Genomic DNA, 17,247 nt, shown 5'->3' with positions numbered 1-17,247 from the left:
CATGTTGCAGATCGATCTCTGGAAGCGGGTACTGATCTGGGCCACTGTGGTGGTCGGTCTGCTGCTTGCCATGCCCAACGGGTTTTATACGCGCGTTGAGCAACATAATGACGCGGTCAAGCTGATCGAGGCCGGGGCGGATACCTCGGAAAACCGGGACGCCGCAAGCGTTTGGCCCGATTACCTGCCGTCTGGGCTGGTGAACCTTGGGCTTGACCTGCGGGGCGGTGCGCATCTGCTGGCCGAAGTGCAGGTGCAGGACGTCTACGCCTCGCGCATGGAAGCGCTGTGGCCCGAGGTGCGCGACATCCTGCGCCCCGAGCGCGCCACCGTCGGCACCATCCGTCTGCAACCGTCCCCGGCTGGGGAACTGCGCGTGCGCATTTCCGAAGAGGCGGGCATGACCCGCGCGCTGGAACTGGTGCGCGGTCTGGCGCGGCCTGTCGTGTCGCTGACCGGGGCGGGGACCACCGACCTGGAGGTGCGCGGCGAAGGCAATGTGCTGGTCGTCACCCTGTCCGAGGCCGAACAGCGCGCCACGGATGAACGCACCATCCAGCAAAGCCTTGAAATCATTCGCCGCCGCATCGACGCGGTGGGCACGCGCGAACCCACGATCCAGCGTCAGGGGGCGGACCGTATCCTGATCCAGGTGCCGGGGCTTGGCTCTGCGCAGGAGCTCAAGGACATCATCGGCACCACCGCCCAGCTGACCTTTCAGCCGGTTGTGGGCCGCGCCGCCAGCGCCGACGCCTCGGCGGGGGTGGGCAACGAGGTGCTGCCCTCGCTCGACCAAGAGGGCGTGTTCTACATCCTCGAACAGGCCCCCGTAGTCACCGGCGAAGAGCTGGTGGACGCGCAGCCTGCTTTTGACCAGAACGGCCGCCCGGCGGTGAACTTCCGCTTTAACCCGCAGGGCGCGGTCAAGTTCGGTGACTATACGGCGGCGAACATCGGCTCGCCCTTTGCCATCGTGCTGGACGACGAGGTCATCAGCGCCCCGGTGATTCAAACCCATATCTCTGGCGGCTCTGGCATCATCACCGGCAACTTCACCGTCGAGGAATCGACCAACCTGGCCGTGCTGCTGCGCGCAGGGGCCTTGCCCGCCGGGATGGAGTTCCTCGAAGAGCGCACCATCGGGCCGGAACTGGGCCAGGACAGCATCGACGCAGGCAAGATCGCGACCATCGTCGCCTTTGCCGCGGTGCTGATCTTTATGCTGCTCAGCTACGGTCTGTTCGGGGCGTTCGCCAATATCGCGCTGATCATCAACATCGGCCTGATCTTTGGCCTGCTCAGCCTGATCGGCGCGACGCTGACCCTGCCGGGCATTGCGGGCATCGTTCTGACCGTCGGTATGGCGGTGGACGCCAACGTGCTGATCTTTGAGCGGATCCGTGAGGAACTCAAAGCCGGGAAAAAGCCCGCCCGCGCCATCGAGCTGGGCTATGAAAAGGCGCTGTCGGCGATTGTCGACGCCAATATCACCACGTTTATCACCGCTGTGATCCTTTATGTCATGGGCTCTGGCCCGGTGCGCGGGTTCGCCGTGACGCTGGGGATCGGCATCCTGACGTCGGTCTTTACCGCCATCTTCGTCACCCGGCTGCTGATCGTCATGTGGTACGAACGCCGCCGCCCCAAGCAGATCGAGGTGTGACATGAGACTCCGACTGGTTCCTGAAAATACCGCGTGGGATTTCTTTTCCCGTCCGACCCTGTGGCTGGGCATCTCGGCGGTGATGATCGTTCTGGCCTTGGTCAGCTTTGGCGTGCGTGGCCTGAACTACGGCATCGACTTCAAGGGCGGCACCACCATCCGGACCGAAAGCACGCAGGCCATCGACGTGGCGCAGTACCGCGACGCCCTGGGCGCGCTGGACTTGGGCGATGTGGTCATTTCCGAAGTGTTCGACCCGAACTTTCGCGAAGACCAGCACGTCGCCATGGTCCGGATCGAGGCACAAGACGGCCAAGAGGCTGTCACCTCGGACCTGATCGACACGGCGCGCACGGCGCTGCAAACCGTCAGCCCGGACATCAAGTTTGTCTCGGTCGAATCCGTGGGCCCCAAGGTCTCGGGCGAGTTGATCCAGACGGCGGCGATTGCCGTGGCCTTGGCCATTGGCGCGGTGCTGTTCTACATCTGGCTGCGCTTTGAATGGCAGTTCGCGCTTGGCGCGGTGATTGCCTTGGTCCACGACGTGGTGCTGACCATCGGTGTCTTCTCCGAGGTGGGCATCCGGTTTGACCTGTCGATCATTGCGGCGCTGCTCACCATCGTTGGCTATTCGCTGAACGACACGGTGGTGGTGTTCGACCGCGTGCGCGAGAACCTGATCAAGTACAAGTCCAAGGACCTTAAAGAGGTGCTGAACCTGTCCATCAACGAGACCCTGTCCCGGACCTTCATGACCTCTGTCACCACGCTGCTGGCGCTGATCGCGCTGTTCGTGCTGGGCGGGGACGTGATCCGCGGCTTTGTCTTTGCGATGATCTGGGGTGTTGTGGTCGGGACGTACTCTTCGATCTTTGTGGCCTCGGCGGTGCTGATGAAACTGGGCGTCAAGCGCGACTGGTCCAAGCCCACCGACACCACGGGCAACCAATACGGCAACATTGATGCCTGAAATCTGGTCCAGCCTGTCCCCCGTGGGGCTGGGCTGGATCGCCCTCGCGGCCTTTGTCGGCGGGCTGGTGCGGGGCTTTTCGGGGTTTGGCACGGCGCTGGTGTTCCTGCCGGTGACCGCGCAGTTCCTGCCGCCCTTCGCGGCGATCATCTGTCTGACATCCATGGATATTCTCGGGCCTCTGCCGCTGCTGCGCCGAGCGTGGGGGCAGGCGGCGCGCCCCGATCTGTTGCGCCTGTCGCTGGCCATGGGTTTGGCGCTGCCGCTGGGGCTGTGGGTGCTGGGGCAGGTGTCCCCGGACATCTACCGCACCGCCATCAGCCTGCTGTCGCTGGCGATGCTGGGCATCTTGTCGCTGGGCCTGCGCTATCAGGGCGACATTCGCCCGCGTGCGGTGCTGGGCATTGGTGGCGCGGCGGGCTTCCTTGGCGGCGTGGCGGGCCTGCCCGGGCCGCCGGTGATCCTGTTCTACATGGCGCGCCCTTTGCCCACGACGGTCATCCGCGCCACCATCCTTTTGTTCCTGTTCGTCTTTGACGTGGTGATCCTTGGCTGGATGGGCGTCTTTGGCCGCCTGGAACTTGCGTGGGTCGCGCTGGGGTTGGCCATGGCTGCGCCTGCGATTGCGGGGAACTGGCTGGGCGGACGGCTGTTTGACCCCGAAAAGGAACGGCTGTATCGCGGGGTGGCCTACGGCTTGATCGCGGTGTCGGCCCTGTCGGGCCTGCCGATCTGGTAATCCTTTGAACCACAGGAGAGCGCCATGAACCTGAACGAAGTCTCTTTCTCTGACGCGGTGCCGGTCGACGGCTACGGGCCGGGGTTCTTTCGCGTCGCGGGCGAAGCCATCGAAGGTGCGATGATCATGGCCGGAGCGAAGCCAGCGCGCTGGGGCGGGCTGGATGAGCGGGACGCGCTGCTCGCTTTGGCGGGGCAGGTGGACGTGCTGTTCGTTGGCATGGGCGCGGAAATCGCCCATCTGCCCGCCGACCTGCGCGCCGATCTAGAGGCCGCGGGCCTCGGCGTCGAGGTCATGAACTCGCCCGCCGCCTGCCGCACCTACAACGTCCTGCTCAGCGAAGGCCGCCGCGTCGCCATCGCCGTGCTGCCCGTCTAGGGCGTTTTGCCGCTTTTGCGCGAAGGCGCGGTGGGGTAAGCCAAAGCCATGGAACTGACGGTATCTGATCTGACGGTGGCCCGGGGCGGCGTGCCGGTGCTAAGCGGGGTGAACTTCTCCCTGCAAGATGGCCGCGCGCTGGTGCTGCGTGGCCCCAATGGCGCGGGCAAGACCACGCTCTTGCGCACCATCGCCGGCCTTCAACCACCTTTGACAGGCGACATCCAAGGCGCGGGCGAACGCATCGCCTATGCCGCCCACGCCGACGGGCTCAAGGCCATGCTGACGGTCACCGAGAACCTGAGCTTTTGGGCGCAAGTCTTTGGCACCAATGACATTTCCTCTGCCATCACCGCCTTTGATCTGGACAAACTCACCGATCGCCTCGCAGGCACGCTGTCCGCAGGGCAAAAACGCCGCCTTGGCCTTGCACGGCTGATGGTGACGGGCCGCCCGGTCTGGGTGCTGGACGAGCCGACGGTATCGCTCGACGCCGCCTCGGTCGCGCTGTTCGCCGACGCCGTGCGCGGGCATCTGAAGGCGGGCGGCGCGGCGCTCATGGCCACCCACATCGACCTTGGCATCCCCGAAGCCGACGTGTTCGACGTCACCCCCTACCGCGCCAAACCAGGCGTCGCGGCGCAAGACGAGGCCTTCCTATGATTGCGCTGCTCACACGCGATTTGCGGCTGGCGGTGCGCGCGGGCGGGGGCTTTGGCCTTGGGCTGGCGTTTTTCCTGATCGTCACGGTGCTGGTGCCCTTTGGCGTTGGCCCCGAAACCGCGCTGCTGACCAAGATTGCGCCGGGCATCCTGTGGATCGGCGCTTTGCTCGCCTGCCTGCTGTCGCTCGACCGGATCCTTGCCCTCGATTGGGAGGACGGGAGCCTCGATCTGCTGGCCACCGCCCCCTTGCCGATGGAAGGCATCGTCACCATCAAGGCGCTGGCCCATTGGATCACCACCGGCCTGCCTCTGGTGCTGGCCGCGCCCGCCTTGGGGGTGCTGCTGTCGCTGCCGACCGAGGGCTACCTGTGGCTGGTGGTCAGCCTCGCCGTCGGCACGCCCGCGCTGTCGGTGATCGGCACCTTTGGCGCGGCGCTGACCGTCGGGCTGAAACGCGGCGGCCTGCTGATGTCGCTGCTGGTGCTGCCGATGTACGTGCCGACGCTGATCTTTGGCGCCGAAGTCGCCCGCCGAGGGGCCGAAGGGCTGACCGTCCAGACGCCGCTGCTGATGCTCGCGGGGATCAGCTTTGGCGCGCTGGCGCTGCTGCCCTTTGCCAGCGCCGGGGTGCTTCGGGTGAACCTGCGCTAGGGGCTTGTGGCAAAAGGTCCCCCTTTCGACGCAACTGTGAAGCCCCTACATATTGCACCGCGCGGATATTTGGGGTGTAACCGCTGCAACCGACAGCCGGGAGGAAACATGTCGATCTGGGAATACGCCAATCCGGTCAAGTTCATCCGCACCACGGACAAGATCCTGCCGTGGGTGTCGATTGCGGCTGTGGTCTGCCTTGTGGGCGGTCTGGTCTGGGGGTTCTTTTTCACCCCCGCCGACTATCGCCAAGGCTCGACCGTCAAGATTTTCTACCTCCATGTGCCGTCCGCGCTGATGGCGATCAATGCGTGGATGATGATGCTGGTGGCCTCGCTGATCTGGATCGTGCGCCGCCACCACGTCAGCGCGCTTGCCGCCCGCGCCGCCGCCCCGGTGGGCGCGGTGATGACGTTAATTGCACTGGCCACCGGCGCGCTGTGGGGCCAGCCCATGTGGGGGACGTGGTGGGCGTGGGATCCGCGCCTGACGTCCTTCCTGATCCTGTTCCTGTTCTACCTCGGCTACATGGCGCTGTGGTCGGCCATTGAAAACGACGACACGGCGGCGGATCTGACCTCGATCCTGTGCCTTGTGGGGTCGGTCTTTGCGTTGCTTTCGCGCTATGCCGTGAACTTCTGGAACCAGGGCCTGCATCAGGGCGCGTCCATGTCGCTCGACGCCGAGGAAAACGTCGCCGACGTGTTCTGGTATCCGGCGCTGGTCTGCATCGCGGGCTTTGTGTTGCTGTTCATCGCGCTGGTGTTCCTGCGCACTCAAACGGAAATCCGCGCGCGCCGCGCCCGCGCGCTGCTGGCAAGGGAGCGCGCCGCATGATGCCGGAGCTTGGGAAATATGCAGGGGTTGTCCTGTCGTCTTATGCCGTGTCCATCGGCCTGATTGCCGTGCTGGTGGGGGCGTCCATCCTGCGCGCCCGCAAGGTCCGCGCCGAGCTGGAACGTATCGAGGAAAGGATCAAACGTGGCGACTAAGATCTCTCCGCTGATGGTGCTGCCGCCGCTGATCTTTGCGGCCTTTGGCATCCTGGCCTTTGTCGGCCTCGGGCGCGAAGGCGCAAACGATCTGGAATCGGTGTTCGAGGGCAAGCCGCATCCGGCCATGACCGATATGGCTCTGCCGGGGTATGACGCCGTGACGCCGGATATGTTGGCCTCTGGCAATGTGACCTTGGTGAACTTTTGGGCGTCGTGGTGCCCGCCGTGCCGGGCTGAACACCCGCGTCTGCTGGAAATGCAGGCCGAGGGGCTGGACATCATCGGCGTCAACTTCAAGGACCAAGAGGCGCAGGCGCAGAAATACCTGTCCGAGGATGGCAACCCGTTCAAGGCGGTTGCCTTTGACCCGGCGGGGCGCACGGCGATTGAGTGGGGCGTCACCGGCCCGCCCGAGACCTTTATCCTGGATGGCGACGGGGTGGTGCTGTTCAAATTCGTCGGCCCGCTTGTCGGGTCGGATTATGAACAGCGGTTTATGCCCGCCTTGGAAAACGCTTTGAAAGCCGCGCAATAGTCGCGGCTTTTGCTGTTCTTACAGCGTGCAATCCGTCTGCGACAGGGCCGGCACACACAGTTGCGGCGGCTCTGCCTTGGGCTCATGCGCGCTGGCATAAGCGCCCAACATGGCCAAAGCCAACAACGCCGCTGCCTGAAGGATGGTGACCGCTTTCATCTTTCTCGCCCTTTTAAACTTGCTATCCATACCTGTGGCCCCTCGTTTCAAATTAAACCCAAGACGCCGGACCGCGAAGCATTCGTTACAATCAATTGTCCAAACTTGCGCAAAGCCCCGCCGAAGGGGGCCGGATTGCGCGGGTTCACGCCACTATACGTTTGGCGCGTCTGTTAAAGATGGGGAAAGGGTAGGGGGAAATCCCCCACGCGTCAGGTCTGGAATACCCGCAGGCGCGGCTTAGTCTTGGATAAAACTTTCAAAGCTTTTCTCGGCGGGAAAGCGTTCCAGCCCCAGACGCGCCACGTTCGACGCCTTGCGCGCGTCCCCCTGCAAGTGCAGCGCCAGCACGTATTGGGTGACGTGGCGCGGGTCGCTGGGGGCCAGTTGCATCGCCTCCAACGCCAGTTGCTTGGCCTCGTGGGGGCGGCGCATCTCGTTCAGGGCGCGGGCGGTGAAATACAGCACGTCGGTGTTGTCTGTGGTGCGCTGCAAGGCCTTGCGGCAGTCGCGCAGCGCGCGCCAATCGTGGCCGAGGTCTTGGCGCACGACGCAGCGCGACAGCCACGCCTGCCAGTGATCTTCGAGCCGCAAGGATTGCGTGTAGACGTCCACCGCCTCACGATAGCGGCCCATCTGCCGGTAGGTCCAGCCCAGCATCCGCAGGGCGGCGGCGTCCTCGAACTCTGCCACGGACGCCTCTAGATCGCGGGCGCTGGCGGTTAGATCCCCCAAGGCGCGATAGGCCACCCCGCGCGCCTGCAAGCCCGCCGCGTGCAGCGAGGCATCCCCCGTCACCGTCGGCAGCAGGGCGTCACAGGCGCTGACCACCGCTTGCGGGCGGTCTTGCGCATCCAGCGCGAGGCAGTCGGGCATGTCATCGGTGTTGGCAAAGGCCCCAAGGGGCAACAGGCACAAAATCAGCGGGGCAAAAACTTTCATCCCAGCAGCTTAGCCGCTTTTGCGCAAAGGAAAACCCCGACATTTCTGCCGGGGTCTCCAATCGTTCAAAGCGCAGCTTACGCCGCCGCAAGGTTGCGCAGCACGTAGTGCAAGACGCCGCCATGTTCGATGTATTCCACCTCGATCGCGGTATCGATCCGGCATTTCAGCTCGATCTCTTTGACCGTGCCGTCGGGCGAAGTGATGGTGCAAGGCGTCATCTGCCCCGGCTTCACGTCGTCCAAGCCCTTGATGTCGATGGTCTCATCGCCGGTCAGGCCCAGCGTCAAACGGGTGTCGCCGCCGGTGAACTCAAACGGGATCACACCCATGCCCACAAGGTTAGAGCGGTGGATACGCTCAAAGTTTTCGGCGATCACCGCCTTGACGCCCAAGAGGTTCGTCCCCTTGGCCGCCCAGTCGCGCGAAGAGCCCGCGCCGTACTGTTCGCCGCCAAAGATCACCAGCGGGGTGCCCTGTTCCTGATAGGCCATCGCCGCGTCATAGATCGAAGTCTGCTCGCCATCGGGGCCTTTGGTATAGCCGCCCTCGACGCCGTCCAGCATCTCGTTCTTGATGCGGATGTTGGCAAAGGTGCCGCGCATCATGACCTCGTGGTTGCCCCGGCGCGAGCCGTAAGAGTTGAACTCGCGCACCGGAACTTGCCGCTCCAGCAGGTATTTGCCCGCCGGGGTGGTGTCCTTGAACGAGCCCGCCGGGCTGATGTGGTCGGTGGTCACCATGTCGCCAAGGACGGCCAGCACACGCGCCCCTTCGATGTTGGAAATGGTGCCGGGTTCCTTGCCCATGCCCTGAAAGTACGGCGGGTTCTGGATGTAGGTGGACGAGGCGGGCCAATCGTAGGTCTCGCCGCCGGACACCTGCACGCCCTGCCATTTCTCGTCGCCCTTGAACACATCGGCGTATTTCGACTGGAAGGCGTCGCGCGTGACGGTCTTTTCCACCAGCTCGGCGATCTCGGCGGACGAGGGCCAGATGTCCTTGAGGTAGACGTCATTGCCGTCCTTGTCCTGACCCAGCGGGTCTTTGGTGATGTCGACGTTCATGTCGCCCACCAGCGCGTAGACCACCACCAGCGGCGGCGACGCCAGATAGTTGGCGCGCACGTCCGGGCTGATCCGGCCTTCGAAGTTCCGGTTGCCCGACAGCACCGAGGTCGCCACGAGGTCATACTTGTTGATCGCCGCCGAGATCGGCGCATCCAGCGGACCCGAGTTGCCGATACAGGTGGTGCAGCCATACCCCACAAGGTTAAAGCCCACCGCGTCCAGATGCTCTTGCAGGCCCGCGGCCTCGAGGTATTCGGACACGACCTGAGAGCCCGGCGCCAGCGAGGTTTTCACCCACGGCTTGCGGTTCAGGCCCAGCTCATGCGCCTTTTTCGCCACCAGACCCGCGCCGATCATCACGTAGGGGTTCGAGGTGTTGGTACACGACGTGATCGAGGCGATCACGATGGACCCGTCATGCAGCTGATAGTTGCCATCGGCGGTTTCCACGTAGCCGCGCTTGTGACGGCCCACGTCGCCGGGGATGTCGCGCGGTTCGGGCTGGCCGCCTTCGCCTTCCCAGCGGATGTCGTCCTTGGCCGGGACATCCTGACCGTCGCGCACGCCTTCGATGTACTTGGCAAAGGCCGGGGCGGCCTCGGTCAGGGCGATGTAATCCTGCGGGCGCTTGGGGCCGGAGATCGCCGGGACGATGGTGCCCATGTCCAGCTCCAGCGTCGAGGAGTAGACCGGATCGTAATCCGCCCCGCGCCAGAAGCCGTTTTCCTTAGCGTAAGCTTCGACCAGCGCGATGCGGTCTTCGTCGCGGCCGGTGTTGCGCAGGTAGCGCAGGGTCTCGTCGTCGATGGGGAAGAAGCCGCAGGTCGCGCCGTATTCGGGCGCCATGTTGGCGATGGTGGCGCGCTGCGCCAGCGGCAGATTGTCCAGCCCGTCGCCGTAGAATTCGACGAATTTGGACACCACGCCGTGTTCGCGCAGCATCTCGACCACCTTGAGCACAAGGTCGGTGCCGGTGGTGCCTTCGACCATCTCGCCGGTCAGTTTAAAGCCGACAACCTCGGGGATCAGCATGGAAATCGGCTGGCCGAGCATGGCGGCCTCTGCCTCGATCCCGCCGACGCCCCAGCCAAGGACCGCCGCGCCGTTGACCATCGTGGTGTGCGAGTCGGTGCCCACCAGCGTATCGGGATAGGCGACGGTTTCGCCGTTCTGGTCCTCGTCGGTCCAGACGGTCTGGGCCAGATATTCAAGGTTCACCTGATGGCAAATCCCGGTGCCCGGCGGCACAACGCGGAAGTTCTGGAACGCGGTCTGGCCCCACTTGAGGAACTCGTAACGCTCCATATTGCGCTCATACTCGCGGTCGACGTTCATCTGGAAGGCGCGCGGGTTGCCGAATTCGTCGATCATCACGCTGTGGTCGATGACCAGATCCACGGGGTTGAGCGGGTTGATCTTTTGCGGATCGCCCCCCAGCGCCTTGATCCCGTCGCGCATCGCCGCCAGATCCACCACCGCCGGCACGCCGGTAAAGTCCTGCATCAACACGCGCGCGGGGCGGTAGGCCAGCTCTCGGTCACCCTTGCCGCCGTTCTTGGCCCAGTCGGAGAACGCCTTGATGTCGTCCAGCGTGACGGTCTTGCCGTCCTCGAACCGCAGCATGTTTTCCAGCACCACCTTGAGCGCGGCAGGCAGGCGCGAGAAATCGCCCAGACCAGCCGCCTCGGCAGCGGGGATCGAGTAATAAGCGACGCTCGCGCCGCCCGCTTTCAGCGTCTTGCGCGTTTTGGCGCTGTCATGGCCTACGATAACGGTCATAGAAACCTCCGATTGAATGTCGATTAAGAAAGTAACTCATGGGGTTGAAGCATCAAGCCCTGTTAAAAATGAGTTAGGGCTGTCAGCGCCGTATGCAATAGTATACCGAAAATTTGCGCGAATGACGCACATGTCGCGAATGATTGATTGGAATGTTGCAAACGGGTTCTTTATCTCAGCATGGTATCGCACAGGAATGATGGATCACATGCGTAAGCTTTTGCTTGGAACAGCCTTTTTATGCACGACCATGGTGGGGTGGGCGCAGGCCCAGCAGGCCGCCGTGGTGGTCGAGTTGTTTACCTCGCAGGGCTGTTCCTCTTGTCCGCCGGCGGATGCTCTGCTGGACGAATTGGGCGGGCGCGATGACGTTATCCCCTTGGCTTTGCACGTAGATTACTGGGACTACATCGGGTGGAAGGATAACTTTGCCGATCCCCGGTTCACCAAACGGCAAAAGGGCTATGCCCGCGCGGGCGGCTGGAAAATGATTTACACGCCGCAGATGATCGTCAACGGCGAGCATGACGTGGTGGGCAACCGCCCGATGAAGGTGGTCGATCAGATCCAGCGCGAGTTGTCCGAACCGCGCCGTGTGGACCTTGATCTGCGCCGCGAGGGCGACGTGCTGCACATCCGCGCAGAGGCGCTGACTGCCCTAAAACCGTGCGATATCCAGATCGTGCGGTATGACGCGGGCGAAGAGGTGATGATCGAGCGCGGCGAAAACGCCGGTAAGACGGTGCGCTACTCCAACATCGTTCAGGCGTGGGACGTGGCGGACCAGTGGGACGGGAAGGGCGTCTATGAGGTGTCGGTGCCGGTAACCGGTGATGCCCCCTTGGTCGTGTTGGTGCAAGGCCAGCGTTATGGCGAGATTTTTGCCGCCGCGCGTTTGCGCTGATTGCGGGCCTGCCGTTCGGGCTTCCACCGGCGGTGAATCCACATCCATTGGCCGGGATCGGCGTTGATGCGCGCCTCCAGGCGGCGGGTCGCCTCTTGCATCATCTCGACGGGATCGCCGTGGGGAATCGGCTCTTCGAAAATCGCGTCAAAGCCGTAGCGGTCGGGGTGGCGCACCCCGAAAAACGGCACCACCAGCGCGCCGGTTTTCAGCGCGATGTCCGCGATAGACGTCACCGTCGGCGCGGGTTGTCCAAGGAAATCAATGGGAACGCCGCTGCTGTCGTAGATGTCGAACAGCAAGACCGCCATGCCGCCGGACTTGATATGCTTGATCAGACCCATGGTGCCGCGGCGGCCCTGTTCAAAGACCGGCTCGCAGATGTCGTGCATGTTCTTGGTGTAATGTTCGTTAAAGAACGGGTTGGACATGGGGCGGATCAGCCCGCCGATCTGGTAGCCGCGCGCGACCATGGCACAGCGGGCGCATTCGGCGCTGCCGTAGTGGCCAGAGACGAACAAGACCGGGGTGCCGTCGCGCCGCGCCTGTTCCACCGCCGCCAGACCGGGGCCGGACACCTGATAGCGCGCGCCGCGCGCCAGCATTTCCGGCACATCGTAATTCTCGATAAAGGCGCGGCCCACGTTGTCGAGCACTTGATTCGTGATCTCGCGGATGCGCGCTTCGGGCAGGCCGGGCCAGACGTGATCCAGGTTGGCGCGCACCCGGTCATCCCATTTGACCGCCGGACCAATCACCCGGCGCACCAGCCAGCCCACCGCCCGCAGGCGGCGTTTCACCGGCAGGCGCAGGGCCGACCAGATCAGGGCGCGGATCACGTAATCCACCAGCCGATCCTGCCAGCCGCCGTGTTTGCGCTTTTTCTGTGCCATGAAAGGAACGGCCCTTTGTCAGTGAACAGGGGCCGTTTTACGCGGGCGGGCGCAGGGCGGCAAGACCGCGTTACTCGTCGGCGTTCGGGTCGAGCAGCTCGATCTCGCCGACGTTGACCAGATCGCGAATCGCGCCGACCACCGCGCCCATGGCCTTTTCCCCGACCTTGGGTTTGACCGCGCCCTTGGCGTCGGCCTCTTCGCGCAGGCTTTCGGACATGCGTTTCGACATGTTCGCCAGCAGGAAATCCGCCGCAGCCTTGTCGTCGTCGTTCTCGGAGGCAGCGATGGCGGTGGCCAGCACATCGGCCTCGACGTCGCGGGTGATCTTGGGCACGTCGATGGCGTTGAGACGCTCGGGGATGTTGGCAAAGGTAAAGATCGAGCGGCGCACGGCCTCGGCGAATTCGGCGTCATCCTCTTCGAGCTGTTGCAGCAGCTCGTCCCGCACGGCGGCGTTGGAATAGTTGAGGATCGCGCCAAGCCGCTCGTCGGGCCGCGCGACAAAGGCTTTGTCCGGCTCGGCGTCCAGCTGCGCCGCAAGGCTCAGGCCAATGCGGTCCACCGCGTCGGGGGTCACCCCGGTGGTCATCGACACCGCAAAGGAAATGCGCCGCGCCTTGTCGCCGGGCAGCTTGGACAGCACGGTTGCCGCCTTGGCCACGTCGATCTTGGACATCATGACGGCGGCCACCTCGATGCTCTCCCCAAGCACCAGCTTTTCGATGCGCTCGACCTCTAGCGCGTTGATCCGATCCCAGGGATCGCCGGTCTGGCGCACCCCGGCCTCTTTGCGCAGGCGCTGCGCGGTGCGGGCGCTGATCTTGCCATCAAGGGCGTTCAGCGCCCCGGCCATATCGCCGGGAAAGGACAGGCCCACCGCCTCCAGCTCGTCGGCGAATTCCTGCACCACGGTGTTCAGCGTGTCGCGGTCAACATAGCGCATGTTGCCCATCAGCAGGGTCAGTTCGGCCTGCGTGTCCTCGGACAAGGACGACAGGGGGACATCAGACCCCTCGTTCACCAGAAACTGGACGATGATCGCCGCTTTGGCCTTCCGCGACAGCGGCGCCTTCCCCAGACGGGCAGCAGGGCCGGGCAGGCCAGCAAGGGCAGGCAGTGATGACATTTCAGACGCTCCATGAACTTTCGAGTCATGGTTAGCGTCTCAAGGTTTCTGCCCCGTTAATCTTGATTGTCCGAAGCCTGTGCAATCGCAGAAAATTTTGTGGATCAATCGGGTGGCCCCAAGAAAAACGGGCCGCCCTTTGCCTGAGGCAGCCCGCTTGAAACTCTTAGCCGGTGACGGTTTTGCAGCTGTTGCTGTCCGCGTCATAAACGGTGCCTGCCGCGCAGGTCATCGCTTGGTCCTTGTGGCCCGAACATTGTGCAAAGGCCATCATGGGCGCCACGGTCAACGCGGTGGCGACAAGCAGAGTCTTGATCATTCTGGTCGTCCTTTCGTGGGGAATGCCTGCGCAGCCTACCACGAAACGCCGTTATCTCAAAACTCTGCCTGAAGGGGCCTTAGTCCTCGCCGAACACGCGGGCAAAGATCGTGTCCACGTGCTTGGTATGATAGCCCAGATCGAACTTTTCGTTGATCTCTTCTTCGGACAGCGCCGCGCGGACCTCTTCGTCGGCCAGCAGCTCTTCGCGGAAGTCGGTGCGGTGATCCCAGACCTTCATGGCGTTGCGCTGCACCAGACGGTAGGCGTCTTCGCGCGACACGCCCGCTTGGGTCAGGGCCAGCAGCACCCGCTGCGACATCACCAGACCGGGGAATTTGTTCATGTTGTCCAGCATGTTCTGCGGATAGACCAGCAGCTTGTCGATGACGCCGGTCAGACGCGACAGGGCAAAGTCCAGCGTGATGGTGGTGTCGGGGCCGATGTTGCGCTCTACCGAGGAGTGCGAGATGTCACGCTCGTGCCAGAGCGCCACGTTTTCCATCGCGGGGATCACGGCCATGCGCACCAGACGCGCCAGACCCGTGAGGTTCTCGGTCAGCACGGGGTTCTTCTTGTGCGGCATCGCCGAGGAGCCTTTCTGGCCCATGGAGAAGAATTCAGCCGCTTCCAGCACCTCGGTGCGCTGCATGTGGCGAATCTCGATCGCGACGTTTTCGATCGACGAGGCGATCACGCCGAGGGTTGCAAAGAACGCCGCGTGACGGTCACGCGGGATGACCTGCGTGGAGATCGGTTCGGGCACCAGACCCAGCTGATCGCAGACGTGCTCTTCGACGCGCGGGTCGATGTTGGCAAAGGTGCCCACCGCGCCAGAGATCGCGCCGGTGGCGATTTCGGCGCGCGCATCGCGCATCCGCGACAGGTTGCGGTCCATCTCGGCGTAAAAGCGGGCAAAGGTCAGACCCATGGTGGTGGGCTCTGCGTGGATGCCGTGGCTGCGGCCAATGCGGACGGTCATCTTGTGCTCGTAGGCGCGCTTTTTCAGCGCCACCAGCAGGTCTTCGAGGTCTTTGATAAGGATGTCGGCGGCGCGCACCAGCTGCACGTTGAAACAGGTGTCCAGCACGTCCGACGAGGTCATGCCCTGATGGACAAAACGCGCCTCTTCGCTGCCCACGTGTTCTGCGAGGTGGGTCAAAAAGGCGATGACGTCATGCTTGGTAACCGCTTCGATTTCGTCGATGCGCGCCACGTCAAATTCCACGTCCTTGGCTTTCCAGACGGCCTCGGCGTTTTCCTTCGGGATGACACCCAGATCAGCCATGGCGTCGCAGGCGTGCGCCTCGATCTCGTACCAGATCTTGAACTTGGTTTCCGGGGACCAGATCGAGACCATCTCGGGGCGGGAATAGCGGGGGATCATCGGCAGCGTCCTTTGTGTTCAGCGGTAGGAACGGAATCGCCATCCGTCCTACGTCTGTGGAGGGTTGCGCGCCCTTTAGCGTTGATCGCCGCGTATCTCAAGGTGACGTTGCGCCGCTTGGGTCCCGGTGACGTTTTTGCGCACGCTTGGGGCATGACTTGACGCGCAGCATCGCTTGGCGTTTGAGAAGGGCATGAGAGATCTGACCTTAACTGACTTCCTCGGGGACTGGACGCTACTGCGTGAGATCACCCATGCCGACGGCACCACGGGCCGGTTCGAAGGGGTGGCGTCGTGGACAGCCGATGAGGGCGGGGCGCTTTACTTGGAAAAAGGCGCTTTGATCATGCCGCAGGGGCGCTTTGCCGCCGAGCGCAGCTATCGCTGGGGGGACGACCTGTCGGTCTATTTCGAGGATGGGCGGTTCTTTCACTCGGTCCCGGCTGGGGGCGGCGAGACGGGGCATTGGTGTGACCCGGACCAATATGATGTGACATATATGTTTACCGATTGGCCCGCGTGGTCGTGCCGCTGGCAGGTGCGCGGGCCGCGAAAAAACTACATGATGACAAGCCGTTACCTGCGCGCCTGAGCGGGGTGGTAAGCGACTGACCACAAGTGTATACCGTTGCATCCGGCTAACACTTTGAAAATGCGGGGATTATCCTGTTTACACGGGGGCGGTCGCGCGGCATTTTGAGCCCAATAACCGGAGCCGACCCATGCCCCCGATTCAAGACCACCCCTTGCGCTACCGGCTTGCCAATGAGCTGCACGCGCGCCCTTTTCCTGCGCTGACCGCGCCTGTGCGCGCCGTCTATCTGGCGATCAAACAGCCCTTTGATGCGGCCTCGCGCGATCGGTCCAAGGATATGGCGCATCTGATCGCGCTGCTCGACCGTTACGGCACCCAGCACCCGCAGCCCGGCGCGACGCATTTTTCGGGCCGGATCGGGCAGCACACGCTGAAATGGGAACAGCACACGGAATTCGTGACCTACACGGTGTTCCTGTCGGGCCTTGGCGAGCGGGCGTTCGATCCGGCGGACTTCGAAGTGTTCCCCGAGGATTGGCTGGAGGAGGCACCGGGGATGCGGGTGACCTCTGCCATGCTGCGAATCTGCGAGCGGCCCGCGGATGGCGACATCAACCGGCAGATCGACGATTGGCTTGTCCCCGAGAGCGTCGCCGTGTCCGAAGTGCTGGACGGCGACGCGGTGGTGGCGGCGGATTTTCGGATCGACCCGGCGGGGCACCAACGCTTTGGCGTCTTTGTCAAACAGGGCGTGGGCGAGCGCCGCGTGGGCCGCATCGTGCAACGCCTGTGCGAGATTGAGACCTACAAGGCCATGTCGATGCTGGGCTTTACCCGCATGAACGAGGTCAGCCCCTTGATGGGCGAGATCGACAATGAGCTGACCGGCCTCATGCAGGCGATGACGCTGAACGACGGAGGCGAAGAGGCGACGCTGAAAGCGCTTTTGGCGATCTCGGCCGAGTTGGAAAAGCTGTCCGCCGAGACGTCGTTCCGGCTGGGGGCGACGGGGGCTTATGAGGCGCTTGTAGCGCAGCGGATCAAGGTGCTGCGGGAAGAGCGGTTCAAGGGGCGGCAGACGTTCCGAGAGTTCATGACCCGCCGCTATGATCCGGCGATGCGGACGGTCAAGTCGTCCGAGCGGCGCTTGGAAAGCATGGTGCAGCGCGCCACGCGGGCGGCGGATTTGCTGCGCACGCGGGTCGAGGTGGGGCGGTCTGCGCAGAACCAGCAGTTGCTGGAGAGCATGAACAAGCGCGCCGAGTTGCAGCTGCGTCTGCAAGAGACGGTCGAGGGGCTGTCGGTGGTGGCGATCAGCTATTACGCGGTGTCGCTGGCGGGGTACTTGCTGTACCCGCTGACCGGTTTGCTGGGCATTTCCAAGGGCGAGTTGACGGCGCTGGTGACCTTGCCTGTTGTGCTGGTGGTGTGGTGGATGATCCGCCGCATCAAGCTGCACGCGGGCGCGCATGACGGTCCGGATATGTAAAGCTTCGGCTGCGGCGTTATTCCCGGCTTGCAACAGCTGCGCCAC

The 17,247-nt window shown here is 63.6% G+C and carries 19 protein-coding genes; 12 read left to right on the top strand and 7 right to left on the bottom strand.

Features of this window, described 5'->3' with window-relative positions:
• Nucleotide 1 precedes the first annotated feature (1 nt).
• From secD to B9A11_RS06995, 9 genes are all read left to right on the top strand, one after another.
• Nucleotides 2-1,663, top strand: a complete 1,662-nt coding sequence (gene secD, locus B9A11_RS07035) for a protein translocase subunit SecD (RefSeq protein WP_058246609.1) — start codon at nucleotides 2-4, stop codon at nucleotides 1,661-1,663.
• A 1-nt stretch (nucleotide 1,664) separates the two neighbouring features.
• Entirely contained in the window at nucleotides 1,665-2,633 is a 969-nt protein-coding gene (gene secF / locus B9A11_RS07030; protein WP_058246610.1) for a protein translocase subunit SecF, read from the top strand.
• The gene (locus tag B9A11_RS07025; protein ID WP_058246611.1) at nucleotides 2,626-3,372 is read left to right on the top strand and encodes a sulfite exporter TauE/SafE family protein; all 747 of its coding nucleotides are present in this window, start codon (nucleotides 2,626-2,628) and stop codon (nucleotides 3,370-3,372) included. The genes secF and B9A11_RS07025 overlap by 8 nt, the downstream gene beginning before the upstream one ends.
• 24 nt (nucleotides 3,373-3,396) lie before the next feature.
• A complete protein-coding gene (locus B9A11_RS07020; protein ID WP_058246612.1) occupies nucleotides 3,397-3,750 on the top strand; it encodes an Mth938-like domain-containing protein in 354 nt (117 codons plus the stop codon).
• Nucleotides 3,751-3,798: 48 nt separating this feature from the next.
• Entirely contained in the window at nucleotides 3,799-4,413 is a 615-nt protein-coding gene (gene ccmA / locus B9A11_RS07015; protein ID WP_058246613.1) for a heme ABC exporter ATP-binding protein CcmA, read from the top strand.
• A complete protein-coding gene (gene ccmB, locus B9A11_RS07010; RefSeq protein ID WP_058246614.1) occupies nucleotides 4,410-5,066 on the top strand; it encodes a heme exporter protein CcmB in 657 nt (218 codons plus the stop codon). The genes ccmA and ccmB overlap by 4 nt, the downstream gene beginning before the upstream one ends.
• Before the next feature lie 108 nt (nucleotides 5,067-5,174).
• A complete protein-coding gene (locus B9A11_RS07005) occupies nucleotides 5,175-5,903 on the top strand; it encodes a heme ABC transporter permease (protein ID WP_058246615.1) in 729 nt (242 codons plus the stop codon).
• The gene (gene ccmD, locus B9A11_RS07000; protein ID WP_058246616.1) at nucleotides 5,900-6,058 is read left to right on the top strand and encodes a heme exporter protein CcmD; all 159 of its coding nucleotides are present in this window, start codon (nucleotides 5,900-5,902) and stop codon (nucleotides 6,056-6,058) included. Before B9A11_RS07005 ends, ccmD begins: the two co-directional genes overlap by 4 nt.
• A 13-nt stretch (nucleotides 6,059-6,071) precedes the next feature.
• Entirely contained in the window at nucleotides 6,072-6,596 is a 525-nt protein-coding gene (locus tag B9A11_RS06995; RefSeq protein WP_058246617.1) for a DsbE family thiol:disulfide interchange protein, read from the top strand.
• An 18-nt stretch (nucleotides 6,597-6,614) separates the two neighbouring features.
• Here the strand turns inward: B9A11_RS06995 and B9A11_RS21370 are convergent, their stop codons facing one another.
• The 3 genes from B9A11_RS21370 to acnA form a co-directional block, all read right to left on the bottom strand.
• Nucleotides 6,615-6,755 carry a hypothetical protein gene (locus tag B9A11_RS21370; protein ID WP_159452481.1) on the bottom strand — a complete coding sequence of 47 codons (141 nt, stop codon included), beginning with the start codon at nucleotides 6,753-6,755 and terminating at the stop codon, nucleotides 6,615-6,617.
• Nucleotides 6,756-6,995: 240 nt separating this feature from the next.
• A complete protein-coding gene (locus tag B9A11_RS06990; protein ID WP_058246618.1) occupies nucleotides 6,996-7,697 on the bottom strand; it encodes a tetratricopeptide repeat protein in 702 nt (233 codons plus the stop codon).
• Between the two features lie 77 nt (nucleotides 7,698-7,774).
• Nucleotides 7,775-10,546 (bottom strand): aconitate hydratase AcnA, encoded by a 2,772-nt coding sequence (acnA, locus tag B9A11_RS06985; protein ID WP_058246619.1) that lies wholly within the window; start codon nucleotides 10,544-10,546, stop codon nucleotides 7,775-7,777.
• Nucleotides 10,547-10,754: 208 nt separating this feature from the next.
• Here acnA and B9A11_RS06980 point away from each other — a divergent pair, with 208 nt between their 5' ends.
• A complete protein-coding gene (locus tag B9A11_RS06980; RefSeq protein WP_058247108.1) occupies nucleotides 10,755-11,450 on the top strand; it encodes a DUF1223 domain-containing protein in 696 nt (231 codons plus the stop codon).
• Here B9A11_RS06980 and B9A11_RS06975 read toward each other — a convergent pair.
• From B9A11_RS06975 to purB, 4 genes are all read right to left on the bottom strand, one after another.
• Nucleotides 11,414-12,343, bottom strand: a complete 930-nt coding sequence (locus B9A11_RS06975; RefSeq protein ID WP_058246620.1) for a lysophospholipid acyltransferase family protein — start codon at nucleotides 12,341-12,343, stop codon at nucleotides 11,414-11,416. The genes B9A11_RS06980 and B9A11_RS06975 overlap by 37 nt on opposite strands.
• Nucleotides 12,344-12,413: 70 nt before the next feature.
• Nucleotides 12,414-13,472: a flagellar motor switch protein FliG gene (locus tag B9A11_RS06970; protein WP_058246621.1), complete on the bottom strand. Its 1,059-nt coding sequence runs from the start codon at nucleotides 13,470-13,472 to the stop codon at nucleotides 12,414-12,416.
• A 166-nt stretch (nucleotides 13,473-13,638) separates the two neighbouring features.
• Nucleotides 13,639-13,791, bottom strand: a complete 153-nt coding sequence (locus B9A11_RS06965; protein WP_058246622.1) for a carbohydrate-binding module family 14 protein — start codon at nucleotides 13,789-13,791, stop codon at nucleotides 13,639-13,641.
• 79 nt (nucleotides 13,792-13,870) lie between these two features.
• Complete coding sequence (gene purB, locus B9A11_RS06960; RefSeq protein WP_058246623.1) at nucleotides 13,871-15,178, bottom strand: adenylosuccinate lyase; 1,308 nt, start codon at nucleotides 15,176-15,178, stop codon at nucleotides 13,871-13,873.
• A 193-nt stretch (nucleotides 15,179-15,371) separates the two neighbouring features.
• Between purB and B9A11_RS06955 the strand changes: the two genes are divergently transcribed.
• Both B9A11_RS06955 and B9A11_RS06950 read left to right on the top strand, forming a co-directional pair.
• Nucleotides 15,372-15,770 (top strand): DUF6314 family protein, encoded by a 399-nt coding sequence (locus tag B9A11_RS06955; RefSeq protein ID WP_058246624.1) that lies wholly within the window; start codon nucleotides 15,372-15,374, stop codon nucleotides 15,768-15,770.
• Nucleotides 15,771-15,900: 130 nt separating this feature from the next.
• Nucleotides 15,901-17,202: a DUF3422 family protein gene (locus B9A11_RS06950; RefSeq protein WP_058246625.1), complete on the top strand. Its 1,302-nt coding sequence runs from the start codon at nucleotides 15,901-15,903 to the stop codon at nucleotides 17,200-17,202.
• Nucleotides 17,203-17,247: the final 45 nt, after the last annotated feature.

The organism is Tropicibacter naphthalenivorans (assembly GCF_900176475.1).
In the GTDB taxonomy this organism is placed as follows: Bacteria; Pseudomonadota; Alphaproteobacteria; order Rhodobacterales; family Rhodobacteraceae; genus Tropicibacter; species Tropicibacter naphthalenivorans.
This window is presented reverse-complemented; position numbering and strand designations above follow the sequence as displayed.